10 protein-coding genes and 6 pseudogenes are annotated in these 14,446 nt (G+C 68.1%); 8 read left to right on the top strand and 8 right to left on the bottom strand.

Annotated features, from left to right (window positions below):
* Window positions 1-289: 289 nt before the first annotated feature.
* A pseudogene (locus tag ACWGH0_RS14750) lies at window positions 290-583 on the bottom strand (IS701 family transposase); the annotation flags it as partial.
* Window positions 584-601: 18 nt separating this feature from the next.
* Here ACWGH0_RS14750 and ACWGH0_RS14755 point away from each other — a divergent pair.
* The 5 genes and pseudogenes from ACWGH0_RS14755 to ACWGH0_RS14775 all read left to right on the top strand — a co-directional run.
* Window positions 602-1,186, top strand: coding sequence for a DinB family protein (locus tag ACWGH0_RS14755; RefSeq protein ID WP_453404533.1), 585 nt, complete (start codon window positions 602-604; stop codon window positions 1,184-1,186).
* Between the two features lie 303 nt (window positions 1,187-1,489).
* Window positions 1,490-2,084, top strand: a pseudogene (locus ACWGH0_RS14760) (hypothetical protein).
* 376 nt (window positions 2,085-2,460) lie between these two features.
* A complete protein-coding gene (locus ACWGH0_RS14765) occupies window positions 2,461-3,135 on the top strand; it encodes a ribonuclease H family protein (RefSeq protein WP_453404534.1) in 675 nt (224 codons plus the stop codon).
* A gap of 659 nt (window positions 3,136-3,794) precedes the next feature.
* A pseudogene (locus tag ACWGH0_RS14770) lies at window positions 3,795-4,007 on the top strand (e9imm peptide).
* A gap of 30 nt (window positions 4,008-4,037) precedes the next feature.
* Window positions 4,038-4,280: pseudogene (locus ACWGH0_RS14775) on the top strand (transcriptional regulator); the annotation flags it as partial.
* Here ACWGH0_RS14775 and ACWGH0_RS14780 read toward each other — a convergent pair.
* Window positions 4,261-4,923, bottom strand: coding sequence for an HAD family hydrolase (locus ACWGH0_RS14780; protein WP_453404535.1), 663 nt, complete (start codon window positions 4,921-4,923; stop codon window positions 4,261-4,263). The pseudogene ACWGH0_RS14775 and the gene ACWGH0_RS14780 overlap by 20 nt on opposite strands.
* A 181-nt stretch (window positions 4,924-5,104) precedes the next feature.
* Complete coding sequence (locus ACWGH0_RS14785; protein ID WP_453404536.1) at window positions 5,105-7,708, bottom strand: NACHT domain-containing protein; 2,604 nt, start codon at window positions 7,706-7,708, stop codon at window positions 5,105-5,107.
* A gap of 260 nt (window positions 7,709-7,968) precedes the next feature.
* Between ACWGH0_RS14785 and ACWGH0_RS14790 the strand changes: the two genes are divergently transcribed.
* Window positions 7,969-8,256 carry a hypothetical protein gene (locus ACWGH0_RS14790; RefSeq protein WP_453404537.1) on the top strand — a complete coding sequence of 96 codons (288 nt, stop codon included), beginning with the start codon at window positions 7,969-7,971 and terminating at the stop codon, window positions 8,254-8,256.
* A 307-nt stretch (window positions 8,257-8,563) separates the two neighbouring features.
* Window positions 8,564-8,968, top strand: coding sequence for a hypothetical protein (locus ACWGH0_RS14795; protein ID WP_453404538.1), 405 nt, complete (start codon window positions 8,564-8,566; stop codon window positions 8,966-8,968).
* Here ACWGH0_RS14795 and ACWGH0_RS14800 read toward each other — a convergent pair.
* From ACWGH0_RS14800 to ACWGH0_RS14815, 4 genes and pseudogenes are all read right to left on the bottom strand, one after another.
* Window positions 8,933-9,334, bottom strand: a pseudogene (locus tag ACWGH0_RS14800) (transposase); the annotation flags it as partial. The gene ACWGH0_RS14795 and the pseudogene ACWGH0_RS14800 sit on opposite strands and share 36 nt — an antisense overlap.
* Before the next feature lie 287 nt (window positions 9,335-9,621).
* Entirely contained in the window at window positions 9,622-10,356 is a 735-nt protein-coding gene (locus ACWGH0_RS14805; RefSeq protein WP_453404539.1) for an SOS response-associated peptidase, read from the bottom strand.
* A 305-nt stretch (window positions 10,357-10,661) separates the two neighbouring features.
* Entirely contained in the window at window positions 10,662-10,997 is a 336-nt protein-coding gene (locus ACWGH0_RS14810) for a hypothetical protein (protein WP_453404540.1), read from the bottom strand.
* Window positions 10,998-11,454: 457 nt separating this feature from the next.
* On the bottom strand, window positions 11,455-12,552 hold the full coding sequence (locus ACWGH0_RS14815) for a barstar family protein (protein ID WP_453404549.1): 1,098 nt from the start codon (window positions 12,550-12,552) through the stop codon (window positions 11,455-11,457).
* A gap of 309 nt (window positions 12,553-12,861) precedes the next feature.
* Here ACWGH0_RS14815 and ACWGH0_RS14820 point away from each other — a divergent pair, with 309 nt between their 5' ends.
* Window positions 12,862-13,692 carry a hypothetical protein gene (locus tag ACWGH0_RS14820; RefSeq protein ID WP_453404550.1) on the top strand — a complete coding sequence of 277 codons (831 nt, stop codon included), beginning with the start codon at window positions 12,862-12,864 and terminating at the stop codon, window positions 13,690-13,692.
* 80 nt (window positions 13,693-13,772) lie between these two features.
* On the opposite strand, the pseudogene ACWGH0_RS14825 reads toward ACWGH0_RS14820, so the two are convergent.
* Window positions 13,773-14,446 (bottom strand): annotated as a pseudogene (locus tag ACWGH0_RS14825) (IS5 family transposase); the annotation flags it as partial.

Below are 14,446 nucleotides of genomic sequence, written 5' to 3' on the forward strand. Positions count from 1 at the left end.
GAGAAGTCCGCTTCCCCCGGAAGTAGGCGCGAACCCGCTGGTAGCTGCCCTGATAGCCGAGTGGAACGATCTCCTCCCATACCGTCCAGGCGTTGGTGCAGCCCTGGTTCCAGCGGTCATCCAAGTAGTACTGCAACGGTGCTTGTGCTGATTGCTGACCAGTTTCAGGGACTGTGTCCGCGCCGTTTGCAGTGACTGACGTGGGCCTGACTTTGTCGTCTGCGACGCCATGTCGACCAGAGCAGGATGTGGTCGACGGGTGTGGGGCGACGATCGGTGAGTCGGGTCATCAGTCGTCTGATCTCGGCGAGGCTGAGGTGGATGAGCTGGGAGGAACCGTTTCTGCTTTCTCCGCACCCAACTGGCGGGCCCGCAGGACGGTCAGGCAGGCGTGGGCGGCCATGGCCGGGGTCATGTGGCGGTGCCAGCCGGGGTAGCGGCGGACCTGGTAGTCGTCCAGGCCGCACTCCTGCTTCGTGGTCTGGAAACATCCCTCCATGGCCCAGCGGCTGCCCGGGACGCGGATCACCTCGTCCAGGGTGGTGTCGGCCGGGCAGTAGGCGATGTAGTAGGAGATCTCGTCATGGCAGGCTCATGCCGCATGATCGATGAATTCGCGAAGGACAACCTGCACGGGAGACTGCGGCGGGACCGCAAGGCGCTGGTCTGGAAGCTCGACGGCTTGTCCGAATACGACACCCGCCGACCGTTGACAGTGACCGGAAGCAACCTCCTCGGCCTGGTCAAACACGTGGCCTGCGTTGAGGCCAGGTACTTTTGCGAGGTCTTCGACCGCCCTTCCCCGGAACCGCTGCCCCGGTGGCAGGACCACGACGGCAGCGATCTGTGGGCGACTGAGGACGAGAGCCGCGATCAGATCATCGAGTTCTACCGGCGCACGTGGGAACACTCGGACGCGAGGATCAACGAGCTTCCCCTCGATGCCCCCGGCCACGTGCCGTGGTGGCCGGAGCCTCATTCCAACACGAACCTATTCGCCGTCATGGTCCACGTTCTCGGCGAGACCAACCGGCATGCCGGGCACGCCGACATCCTGCGCGAAGGCGTCGACGGCCGAACCGGGATGCGCCCCGAACACGAGATGCAGATTGATGAGGAAGCCCGCGAAGCCTACTACGCGAAGATCGAGCAGGCCGCCAGATCGGCCGCATCGGCCAAGGCATAGAGGGCTGTGCCACGTGACCCGGCTAACCGACTACAGGAGCGGTCGAGGCCCGCGTCGGCCTTTTGACGAGGCGAGCACGATCAAGCTGGTTGACGATGTCGTGCAAAGGCGGCGGCAATCGCCATCGCCAAGCTGGACACTCGCTGAAGGCCAGCCGTCCTCGTCCACGTCCATGCGGAAGTGGACCTTCACATGGGCGTCGCTGATGTTGGTCACCCGCTATCTTCCACGTCTCCTGCATACGGCAGAACCCTTCTCCCGCCCGGCGGACTTCCCCGTCGTGCGGTGGTCCAGAATCAGGGAATGGACGTCCCCAAGCTGCTCGAAGCGGCGACCCTGCTTGTCCCCGAAGAGATCGCCACCGAGAACGACATCACGGTGCGAGATATCTGGGAGTACCTCGTGGAAGACGAGTGGGACACTGCCCTCGGGTTGTTGGAGGAACTCGGCGACGTCGAGCCGCTCCCACTCAGCTTCTGGGAGACCCTGGCCACTGCGGCCGAGCAGATGCGGCTGGAGAGGAGCGCGGCCTGGTGTCATTGGCGCTCTTACGAGACACGCAACGGCATCATCCGAGCAGATCTCACCCTTCGGCCAGCCTCCGAGGCTCGACGGCAGACCTCCTTCGACGGGGGCCGGCGTCCTACGACCGATGTGGAATATCGGCAATCGAACCCCGAGCGGCGAACCTGACCTCAACATTGCCCGGATCTGGGTGGAGTTCATGCCCTTCTTGGAACCCGGCGGACGATCCTCGGTGCGACTCGCCCCGCTCGACCCTCTGCAGTGGCAGCACCTCCGACCTGGCCAGGTGATCACCATGCACGAGGACCGATCCGTCGCTGGAACGGCCGTCATCATGGAGATTCACCGCCCCCAAACACCCTACGTTCAGTGAGCGCAGTGACTCGTTGGGCGCAGTCGCCTGGTCGACCAGGATCAATACCTGGACACGGTCGGCGCTGCCCATTGGCGGCAGGGCTGAGCCGAGCTGGTGACCTAGGCGAGCCCGCCTGGTCGTGGTCTGCTCACGGGCGGCCTTCTTCAGCGCTCCGCGCACGGCTGCTACCGCTGACGAATGGACGTCGGGGGAGAGCTGAGACTGCCCGAGTCGGTCACACGCTTCTGGCACCGAGGAGCTCGATGGCGCGCAAGGCACGAGCTTCGCAATGTCCTCATCGGGCCATCCGGGAGGGCGCTGGATCCCGACTGCGGCTGGGCCCGTCGAGGGGCCACCGAGATGGACATGGGAAGGACGTGGCAGCATCGGTCGGATGGTGGAACGGATCATCGCCGCGTGTGACGGGGCGTCGAAAGGAAATCCCGGGCCGGCGGCCTGGGCGTGGGTCATTGCCGACGTGGACGGTGAGGTGGCGTCCTGGGAGGCGGGCCCACTGGGCCACGCGACGAACAACGTGGCCGAGCTGACAGCTCTGCAGCGGCTGCTGGAGTCTACGGATCCGGCGGTGCCGCTCGAGGTGCGTATGGATTCGCAGTACGCGATGAAGGCGGTCACGACCTGGCTCCCGGGCTGGCGCCGCAAGGGCTGGAAGACGGCTGCGGGCTCGCCGGTGGCCAACCGGGACCTGGTGGTGGCGATCGATGAGCTGCTGACCGGCCGGGACGTGCAATTCGTCCACACTCCGGCCCACCAGGTCGGCGGAGACCGGCTGAACGCGGCGGCCGACGGCGCGGCAAGTTACGTCGCCCGTACGCAGCGGCCGGCCGGGTCCGCAGCCGGTTCGGCGCTGCCGCCGGCCGAGACCCCGGCCGTCGCGACACGTTCGAGCCGATCGGGCCGTCCGAAGCGTCCATCCTCCGGCGGTTCGGTGAAAGCGAAGTTCCCGGGCCGGTGCTCCTGCGGACGCCCCTACGCCAAGGGCGAGACGATCACTAAGAACGCCGGCGGTTGGGGCCATCCGGCCTGCGCGATGACAGCCCCTGCGTAGACCAGGGGACGACTCCTTTTCGAGTACCGGCCCCGCCGTCAGGCCAGCGTTGGGGGCCAGCAGTGGATTACCGAGTCGGAGAGAGACCACGCCGGCACCACTGACACTGGCCCCCTACGACCGAATGGTCGATGAGGCCGTACAGAGATGCGGTGACGCCCGGCGAGACGGAGTCGCCCCGGTACGAGCCGCCCAACGCCAGTGCCGGGACGCCGCCCGACACGGACGGACGAGCGCGTCGTTCTACCGGGGCCGCCGTCACGCCGGACGCACACGCTCGCCGCCCGAAGCTGGAGCACATCAATCACGGAGAGAAACGGGCCCCCGGGGTCAGGTGGTGGCGCGGATCGTCACGCGGCCCGCAGACCCTGTAGGAGCCCCCGTCCCCGTTAGGGACCCGGATGCAGACATAGCCGTTGTCATCGGTGCTGGCGTTATGGCCAAGCCCGATGTCAGCTTGCGCCGGGCTGGAGAAGGTGAGGGCCGCCCCCGCGAAAGTGATGGCGGCAAGTAGACGCTTGGTGTTGTTCACGGGAGGCCAACGATCTTGGCCCGTTTGAGACACGCCCGGCCCTCCCAAGCACTCACCCGGGTGACTTGTCCGGCCGATCACCCCCCTCGTTAGGGTGGCCCCGAACGGGGGGACGAGTGCAGTGGAGATGAGCCGGACTGAGGCTGTTGCCGTCGTGCAGCGGATCATGGATGCGGACTACGCCTCCTAAGAGGTGGACGGGTGGCTGGACATGCTCGGCAGAGCCCTGGCATGTCCAACCGGCCACGTCAGTGACTTGATCTTCTGGCCGCCAGAGCGGGATCTCTCGGCTGCTGAAGTGGTCGAGCAGGCCCTGGCCTATCGACCCATCGCCTTGTGAGGTCGACGCCTAGCTCCGAGGCCAGATGGTCAGCGCACCGTCATCCACGGCGACCTGGCCGCGGTGGAGGCGGCTGCTGGCAACCCGGAGCAGGCGTGTGGGTACGCCCGCCAGGCCCTCGATCAGCCCGGCGTGACCTGGAACGCGACGGGCATGGACCGGGCGCGGGAAGTGCGGCGGGCGCTGAGCCCGTAGCGGCATGAGGCGTGCGTCCGCGAGTTGGAAGACCAACAGCACTGGTGGCGTACGACGGTCAGCTCGCTGACGCGTTGAACTTGGCGATGAGCTCAGGAAGCTCGAGGAGGCTCTCCACCCGGAAGGCGGGGAGCCTCTTGGCTTCCTCGTCGTTCCATTGGATCGTCGCCCACGGACCGCGGTGCACCAGCGCGGTCGGCATGCCTGCGGCGACGGCCGGCCGCAGGTCGTTGTCGACGCGGTCCCCGACGTACAGGATCTCGCAGGGCTCGAACGGCACGACGGCGGCGACGCGGACGAAGAACTCGGGGTCGGGCTTGCTGGCGCCCCAGTCGTCGCTCGTGCCGATGAGGTCGACGTCCTCGGTGAACAGCTCGCGGAGGATGCCGCCGGCGCGGACGGTCTGATTGCCGGCGATGCCGAGCCACAGCCCGGCTTCACGGAGGGCGGCCAGGGCGGGGCGGACGTCGGGGTAGAGATCGGACTCGTCGAAGTGCTCGGGCTGCCCGGCCCAGGCTCGTGCTTCCCGCTGCTCGTAGAGGTCGAATCCGGGGGCGAACTCCTGGAAGGTGTCACGGTAGTCGCGGCCTTGGGCGATGACGGCGCCGAACTTGGCGGCGAACGTATGGCGGGGTACGCCCAGCCAGTCGGCCCAAGTGCCGTACTCACGCGTCTCGTCCACGAGGCATTCACCGACGTCGAAGACCACTGCACGAATCATGGGCGGATCGTATGGTTCTCTGGCGGGTTGCCGCAGGCAGCTCTGTCGGTTTCGTCGCGCCGACCGGCGCGCAAGCACGGCATCCTGCGTGACAAGGTGTTCTCCGCTCCTCACCCTGGCTGTTGGTCAGGCCAGGCTCTCCGCCACGTCGCAGTCGCCGGCGCCGGATCGTCGAGTGCGCTCAGGGCAAGGGCCCGACCCTGGGCAGTATCTTCTCGGCGGTGGTGCTGAGATGAAGCTGGATCAGGCGGTGTGGGAAGAAGAATCCGCTGTCCGTACGGAAGAGCAGGGCGCGCTGCTCAGCGGTGTGCAGAAAGCGCCGGTAGCGGTACGGGGTGCGCCCCCGGTACGCGAGGACCGCGCGGATCGTCCAGTGGCGTACGACGGCCAGCCCTCCGTAACGGAAGCCGCGCACCACCGCGCACAGCATCCCCAGCAGGGCGGCGACGAACCCTGCGCGGCGAAGGTCCTGGTCGGGTGAGGCGATCCCGAGGAGCGCGGTCAGGAACACGGCGGCCACGACGAGGCCCGAGAACCCGTGGACGAGGGAGAAACGGACCGTTCGGCGGATGCCTTCGTTAGGGCGGGGGCGCCGGGCCTGCAGCGAAGGCTCGAACTGGTTGCCGACGATGTAGAACAGGCCCAGCACGAGGGCCGCGACCGGGGCGATCCAATCGGGTTCCGGGCAGAGCAGGTGGACGACGTAGCCGACCAGGAACTCGATGGAAAGCCACATGAAGCCCGACAGCATCATGCGCTTCACGGGATAGGTGCCCGGCGACCAGACTGCCCGCTCGCTCCGCCGCCAGGTCCACCGCAGCTGCTCCACGGGCGAAAACACGTCGGTGAGCATGCCTTCCATCTGAGTGGCCGTGACCCACAGGTAGGCGAGCCCCACCACGATCACGCCCACCGAGCTCAGATCGACGCCCGTGAGCAGCAGCAGGCACAGGATGACCAACATCACCGGGCCGTTTTTAGCCATAGGTATCAGCAGGGCCCCGCGCTCCCTCCTGGCGTTCCTTTTCCCGTCCTGCGGCCACTTCAGGAAGTGGTCCTCCGACTGGTACGCCTGCGCCGCGGTGGTGCACGCCATGGCCAACGCCACGACAGCGGCGGCCGACAGGCTGGTGTGCAGCACCCCGGCCCGGTCCGCCACCACCAGCCACAGCACGGGTACCCCGAGGGCGCAGGTCGCCATGGCCACGGTCGGGACGATCCGCGGCAGCATCTGCTCCCGGCGCGACAGCCAGCTCAGGTCCAGCCGGTCCAGGTACAGGACGTGCTCACGGCGTTCGGTGAGTGTCCGGGCCAGCCAAGTCAGCCAGGTCAGCGTCCGGTGCGGGGCGCCGTCCGGCCGCGGGCGCCTGCGCTGCAGGCACTGGCCCACGTACGTGTCGAAAATCCGGCTCTGACGGTCGGCGAGGCTGCCTCCGAGGCGCAAGTCATCCGCCGAGCGGTTGGCGTAGGTGAGGCAGATGATGTTGAGCATCATCGGGGACTGCAGCAGCGGCCAAAGGTCCTGGTGCTCCCTCAGCGCCGCGTGCACGTCGGCAAGGGCCGCCTTGTTGGCATTGAGGAAGTCCTGGACGTCCGGCCGGGTCGGCGGCTGGATCTCGACGTAGCGCAGCGCGCGCAGGCTTTGAGCCAGCCGGCGCTGATCACCCTCGTCCGTACGGCAGCCGACCGCCATGCCCGGGCAGAGTTCGCGCAGACGCAGCAGCTCCGTGACGCACTTGGTCTGGTCCCTCTCCGGGACCTCGTCCAGGCCGTCCAGCACGGGGAGCAGCAGGTGCTGCTCCAGCAAGCTGCGCACGAGCACTGCCGAGACTCCCTCGATCTTGCTCATCTCGGTGGCGATCCAGTCCTCGATCGGTTCGCCGCGGTAGCTGTCGAGGCGCAGGTAGACCGGGATGTAGGCCGGGTCCTTGCCCTCGCCGCCGGCCAGGGCCTCCTCGGCCAGCCGGTGGGCGAGCCGGGCGAGCTGCGTGGTCTTGCCCATGCCCGGCTTGCCCAGTACCACCAGCTCGTCCATGGCCCCGTAGAGCGTGCGGACGTTGCTCACATCGGTCGGCACCCGCTCGGGCGCGGCCCTCCGCTTGCTTCTGGCCCGGCGTCTGAACCTGGGGTTCTGCTCGTCCCCCGCCTCCTCCAGGATCACGAACCGCGGTTCGAGGTAGTGGTGGACCTCGGCGCGCTGGAAGTCCTTGGCCGCCTTGTTCATGAAACCTTTGATCAGCCGACGCTGCATCCGTACCGCGGCCTTGTCCCGGCGGGCGCGGATCGGGAAGGTGAACACCGCGACCACCGACGCGAGGACGGCCCGCACGAAGCGGCGGACGAGGTAGTGGCGCAGGTCGGCTTCCGGACCGGACAGGGGTTCCGCCGCCCCCTCCGTGTCGGGGTCCTCAGGGCTCTCGTCCGCGACCCCGGGAAGCGGCGGAGGCGGTGCCTGCACGTCAGCGGGCGGCTCCTGCTGCGCCACGGCCCGGTGCCAGCGCGGCTCCCACGCACCGGGGTCCCCACCAAGCGCCTTGACCACTGCGAGGAACGACACCAGGTCCGGACTTTTCTTGCCGGAGAACAACTCCGATATGTAGCCGTGGCTGAGGTGTGCCGCGCGGGCCAGCGCCCTGACCGACAGGCGCTCAGCCGGTTCCAGCTCCATGTAGAGCTCGTCGTAGACACGGCGCATGAGGGCCGCCCAGGACCGCTTCTCCGGTGCGACCGCCGCCGGATCAGGGCGCTGTGGGCCCTTCGGGCGATTGCCTCCAGCTCCTGCCATTCACTCTCCTCGTTCGAGGTCCGTTCATTGGCGTTCACGCGTTCATGATTGCCCGAAGCCGCTGGTCGGCGGCTTGCGGTGGGCGTAGAAAGTTCTCGGCGGGAGTCGCCGCCGGCCGTGTCGCCGGGGCCTCCCACGCTGCCCGGAGCACCATCTTGGTCGGTCGGGCAGCACTTGTACGGCCAACTGCCAGGTCTAGTCGATTCATTGGCCGATCCACCGAAGCCCACTTGCCCTGCCGGTCCTTGAGGAGTTCACCGATGACTGCTTCCCTCCTTCTCACCCCTCTCGGCGGCCTGTTGTCGGCCGCGCTGGGCCTCGCTACCGAGGCCCCCTGGTGGATGGCCTGCGCCCTGGGGTTCGGCGGCTTAGTCATCCTGCGCGCCGAGGCCCTCGTCAACGCCCGCAACGAAGCCCGTCGCGGGCTGCACGAGAACCGGCTCCTGGGCGAGGTCCCAAGGAAGCAGGCCCTGGAGTACCTGAGGGAGATCAGGCAGTCACAGCAGCCGGTCCGGGGTGCGGGTGCGGATCCGGAAGAGACGGCTTAGAAGTCTCATCTGGCGAATCTGCGGTAGCAGATGAGGGTGCAGGTCGCGCCTGACCTGTGCAGTGGTGCGGCCACGGGCATGGGACGAGCCCTCTCGACGGCGCGCGGAGCGGCGCAGTGCGCCGCGGAGCGCACAGGAGCGGGATGCCGGCCCCGACGCACTGGTGGGGGAGCGGTATTCGTTCGCCCGGCCACCCAGGACGACGACCCCGCCGTGGTACGCGCGTTCATCGCGATAAGAACTCCTAACGGAATGAGTCTTTGGGGTCGGCTGCCCGGCGTGGGGTGCTGTCGGGCAGCATGGGGCGATGTACTTCGAACAGCCGCTGCCTCGCGAGGTGAAGGTCATCGATTCGGCCTCGCTGTTCAGACTGCAGGAGCGGGCGGGTGGCCTCGGCCTGAGCCAGCGGTTGAACTGGGCGTGGGTGCGAGCGAATGCGGCGCCCGACGGCACCCACTACCTCTGGCCGGCCCTGTGGCACAGCCTGTCCCACCGCCCGGAGGTTCCACGTCACGTGCGGTGGGAAGTGCTGATCACTCTGCGTGCGGGAGACCGTGTGCTGAGTCTGCTGGATGTGATTCCCGACGACTTCACCCCGCTACCGATGGTGACCTCACGGGACGAGGGGATGCAGGTCAGGCGGCTTCTCGACCGAGCTCCTTCGGTCCGGGAATGGCTACTTCGGGAGGGCGGGGGCTCGGGCCGGCTGTGACAGGCGTCGCCAGCAGATGAGCGTGCATCCCAGGGTGAGGCAGGATTCGTGGATGTCGTCGCGGACCTCCCATCGGATCCGCAGGCGGCGGAACCAGTGCAGGTGGGCGAAGGCGTTCTCGAGAAGCCAGCGTTGAGTGCCGAGACCGGAGCCGTGTTCGGTGCCGCGTCGCGCGATCAGCGGCTTCACTCCCAGCGCGCGGACGAGGTGGCGGTACTTGTCGTGATCGTAGCCGCGGTCACCGAGCACGACGTCGGGGCGACGCGGAGGTCGGCCGCGTTTGCCCTGCACGGGCGGCACTGTCTGGAGCAGCGCGATGAGCTGGGTGACGTCGTTGCGGTTGCCGCCGGTCAGGGTGACGGCGACCGTGGCCGGAGGGCTCCGTCCGGGAGACCCGCTTGCGGCGCGTGGCGTAAGCCCAGGCAGACCGCTACCGGCCGCGGGGCCCGCGCTGGTGGACGATCAGCCACGAGCAGTTGCATGACCTGGTCGGTGCTGCCGTTGCGACGGACCGAGGTGCCGACTACGTGCCGCGCAGCGAGGAGCCGGAACCGCAGCCGCAGATGGTGTTCTAGGGGTTCGTGGCTGTCCGCCTCGCCCGGCCGCAGAGCCCCGCGGACGGCCCGGCGGGTATTGCCGTCAGGCAGGCGACGTCAGGCGACCTCGTCCAGCAGATGGGGCCCGTTGTTGCGGACGTTGTTCACGGCTGTCGACACGGGCCGGGCGTTGAGCTGGCCGCCTGCGGGCTGGGTGAGCAGAGCGCGGAGGTCGTCGGTGTTCTGGTGGTGCGGGTCGAGCCAGACGTCGTAGTGGTCCGGGGTGAGGGCGAGCGGCATGCGGGGGTGTACCCGGCCGGCCGCGTCGGTGGCCTCGGTCGTGAGGATCGTGCAGGTGGTCAGCCAAGCGGCCGGGTCGTCGCCGTTCTCGATGTCAGGGTCGCGCCAGTATTCGTACAGCCCGGCCAGGGCCATCACTTGCCCGTCGGTGGGGTGGATGAAGTACGGCTGCTTGCGCGTCTTGCCCGTGTTTTCGTCCTTGAGTGGCTCCCACTCGTAGAACCCGTCGGCCGGTAGCAGACAGCGCCGCTTGACGAAGGCACGACGAAAGGCGGGCTTCTCGTGCACTGTCTCCACCCTGGCGTTGATCATCCGGGCTCCGGCTTTGGGGTTTGTCGCCCACGAAGGCACGAGTCCCCACCGCAGCGGTCGGAGCTCCCGCCGTACCTCGTCGTCTTTCTCGCGGCCAGCCCGCTCGAGGATGGCGTAGACGTCGTCGGTGGGAGCCACGTTCCAGCTGGGCGCCAGCTTCTCCTCGGGACGCCAGTCGGTGACATTGAAGAGCCGGGTCAGATCCTGGGGACCGCGGGATGAGGCGTATCGACCGCACATATCACCACTCTGCCACGCCGTCCGGCCGTGCCGGCGGCAACCGCCCGACACCGTGTGCCGCCGCTCGCGGTCGCATAGGCGTGCCTGCAGCGGAGACACCCAAAGGTCAGTCCCGGGTGCGGTCAGGGTGGATGAGGCCTTCCTGAGGGCGACCCAGGAGGCGGGCCGCCGCTGCGTGTCGCCAGTACGACGCAGCATGGCGTTGCTTCACGGTGAGCGGGGCGAGTGGCCACACGGGTCCCGTTCCGACTGGGCCTGTCCGGCCGATCATGTGGCTCCTCCGCTCCTCCGTGCACGCCAGGTCCTTACCAGTACCGTCGGCGCCCTCCCACTGGCTGCTTGCCCAAAACTCTCGGCAGCCCGGCGGCGATGTCCGGCCCTTCGACGCCCGGGTCGTCTCCGCCGATCCGGGCAGCAACGTCGAACTCACCGAGCTGAACGCCGCGCGGGCCCGCTGGAGGCACCTGGACCGCCTGCCCGACGGCGGCTTCGTCGTCGCCGCCTCTCACGCCCGCCGTTACGAGGACGTCAACCTGGTCCAGGTCTTCGACGCCCTCGGCCGCGAGACCTCGTCCTTCTCGGTCGGAGACGCTTTCGAGCACCTGCTCCTGGACGAGGCCGGCTGTATCTCGGTCGGGCACTTTCGACGAGCATCCGGCCGGAATCCGCCGCTGGAGCGCCGCGGGCCGGCTTGGCTGGACGTCAGACGGCGCTCGTATCCCCAGTTACTTCGGCTGCTACGCCCTGAACGTGTCGGGCACTGCTGCCTGGGCGTGCCCATACGCGGACTTCGCGCTGGTCGAGATACGCCGCAACCGCCCCGAGCGGCCCGTGAGGGTGTGGGTGAACCGTGTGCGGGGCGCCCATGCGGTGGCCGTCCACGGCGATCGGGTCGCCTTCTGCAGCGGCTACGGCGACGAGCGGGACCGGCTCGCCCACGGTGAGCTCACCGAAGCATCCGTCGAGCCAACGGACGTCGACTTGCTGACCACGTCTCATGGCCCTGCCCCCGGCCGCCGGCGCGTCGTCAGCCGGGGAAGCAGGGCCTTGCCAGGCCGAGCCGTTCACCGCGTGGGGCGTGTTCGACTGGTGGTCAGCTCATGCCAGGGTGACGTCGATGCCGCCCTCGGCCAGGACCTCAAGGACTGAGGCGAACAGGTCGTGAGGCTGGCCCTCCGGTGTCAGGGTGTGGGACAGGTGCTCGCGTGCGATCGCGGCGTCCCGCCAGAGAAGGGTGGCGGGGGCGGTGTAGCCGAAAGTGCCGCGCAGGCAGTCGTCAAGGGCGGCGAGACAGCCGCCGAAGTAGCCACCCGGCCCGTTGATCGCCTCGCCGAGCGCCAGATAGAGGGCTGGTTCGTCGGTGATGTGCCGGCCATCGAGTTCGTAGGCGTGACCGGCTGGCCGGTCGCGGTGAGATCGTCGGCAGGCCCGCTCTCGGACGAGGTCATGCCAGGCTCCGCGGCGGCGGGTATCGAGGTTGGCCCAAGCGTTCACGGCGTCCGGCGGCCCGGCGAGCCACCGCTGCCAGATGGGCCGGGCGTATTCGGGAACGGGTGTGAAGGGGCCCCCGTCGAGCTCGAGGTCGATCAGATCCGGCCCGCGGGAGGATGGGTGCCAGTCGCTGACCCTTGCCCGCAGCAGCCGATCAGTGAGCAGCTCACCTTGGCTGTCGCGTATCTGCAGAGCGGCTTCCTCCAGATGTAGTGCCCGCCGGGTGCCCTTCGTCAGCGCCATCCTCAGCTGATCGCTCTGGGCGAGCCCTCGTAGGACAAGCGAGGGCTGCACCTGCTCGGGCGACAGGACACGGGCGAATTCCCGGCATGATCCTAGCCAGCGGTGCCCGTCGTGCAGGCGAACGCGGCCCCTGTGCCCCTCGGGCGGACCTTCGTAGTCGTCCAGGCCGGTGAGCAGCAGACTGTCCGTCCGGGGGAACTGCCCCAAACTCTCTGCGTCCTCCAGCAACCAGGCGTCGAGTGCCTCGTCATCCGGCACCAACCACACCCGGCTGCCGACCCAAGCAGGTACGCCGGATTCCTCCGGAACCCAGTCGAACAGCTCGTACGTCCCGCGCTGGGATTCTCCGAACAGTCCTTCCGCCTCGGCGCAGACGCCCCAGACTCGGCCGTCCTCCGTCCCGGTCAGCGTGTACCGCGCGTACCCGCGCTTGTTCTCGTCCTCATGCACAGCGGAAATCATGCCCCGCCTGCCTTCAGGCGACGAAGTCGGGATGTTCTGCTGGCCGCAGACTCGCGGCCGTCTCTGGCCAGCGACGCAAATGCTCGGTGTCAGTCGGTACGACTCGATGTCATCTGTTTCGAGAAGTTGCGGCAACTGAGCCTGGACACGTTAGTTGGAAGCAGTGAGGCTCGGCGACCGATGGTCCCTGGCCGGTGGGACTCTCGATCACAACAGCTCTGCCTGAGCGGCGTAGTTGGCCCGCCCGGCCAGATGGACGCTCAGTACTCGGTGGAGCCGGCCCACGGTGTCCCGTACGGTCGGTCCGTGATGATCAAAACGGGCGACCCCCGTAGTCTCGGCGTCCCTTCCTCCGAGGCACGGTTGCACTTCGATACGGAACTGCAGGAGCTCGGCGGCGGGCCGCGGCGCCGCTTGCTCATGGTCGACGACGAGCCTGCCTTCGAGCTCAGCTTTTACTGCGGAACGTGCCCGCTCCTGTTTCGCCGGCTGGAGACCGCGAGAGAGAAGCTGTCCCTGGAGAGGATGCAGGAACGGCTCACCGGTGCACTGGACGATCCGGACGACGGCGGTGTGATCGATGCGTTCGGTGCGTTGCTGGCGGAGGGCGAGTACCTTCCGCTGCTCCTGAGCGTGGAACCCCGGCTGATCACCCCGGGGAAGGAAGGTGACTACTTCAGCCGCGAGCAGGTCACGACGTGGGGGGTCGATCAGTTCTGGGGCCTCCCCGAGTACCCGCACACCCCGTATTACCGGACCTTCGAGACCGCCGTCGACACGGATGCCCACCTCTATGAGTTCGTCGTGCCCATGGTCCCCCCGACCTGGAATGACAGGGAGCGGGTCAAGGAGTACGTCGCGCTCATGGAGCAGGGTACGGTCCCCACGGCGGTGGCGATCTCAACATTGGACGTCTGTCAGCCCGCTCTCGGCCTGGGAGACGACCCCTCTGCGCACTGGGGCCTGACTCACTTTCTCCTCGACGGTCACCACAAACTGGAGGCCGCTGCCACAGCTGGCCGGCCGGTGCGGCTCCTGTCGCTCCTGACGCTGGGGGAGAGCCTGGCGGCAGCGGAAGACTGTGCCCGCCTCCCTGCCCTGCGCGCCCGCCCCAGCTCGGCCCGGGCAACCGGCACCTAAATCAGGGCCGAAGAGCACACCTGCGGGCCAACAAGAACGCACATCCAGGCCAACTGGACCGCTAGGACTTGTCCGGCCGATCATGTGCGGAGCCAGATGGTGAGGGCTGCGGCGGTTGCGGTGCCCAGGTAGACGTAGAGGCGTTTGTCGTAGCGTGTGGCCACCGCCCGGTGCTGCTTGAGTCGGTTGATGGCCCGTTCAACGGTGTTGCGCTTCTTGTACCGCTCTCCGTCGAAGCCGGGTGGCCGTCCGCCGCGTGAGCCTTTGCGGAGGCGGGCGGCCTGGCTGTCCACCTTCTCCGGGATGGTGTGCCGGATCCCCCGACGCCGCAGATACTCGCGGCAAGGCCGGTTGCTGTATGCCTTGTCGGCCGCGAGTGAGTCAGGTTTCGCGCGGGGCCTGCCCGGCCCGGTCCGGGGGACGCCGATCTTCTCCAGGACCGACTTGAACTGCGTGCAGTCCGCCCGCTGGCCCGGTGTGACGATCAGAGACAGCGGGCGGCAGCGGCCGTCGGCACTCAGGTGGAGCTTGGTGGTGAATCCGCCGCGCGAGCGGCCCAGACCCTCACCTCCAGCACCACCTCCACCAGGCGGGCGACCAGGCTCTGCCAGGGCGTTTCGCCCTGGTGTTCTGGGACTTCGGCCCCCTTTGACGCGGGCGCCGGCGGCGGATCGGTGCGGGCGCCCGCGGCATGCTGGTGCGCACGCACGATGGTGGAGTCCACCGAGATGTCCCAGTCGATTTCCCCCGCCGC

The organism is Streptomyces sp. NPDC054887 (assembly GCF_053610585.1).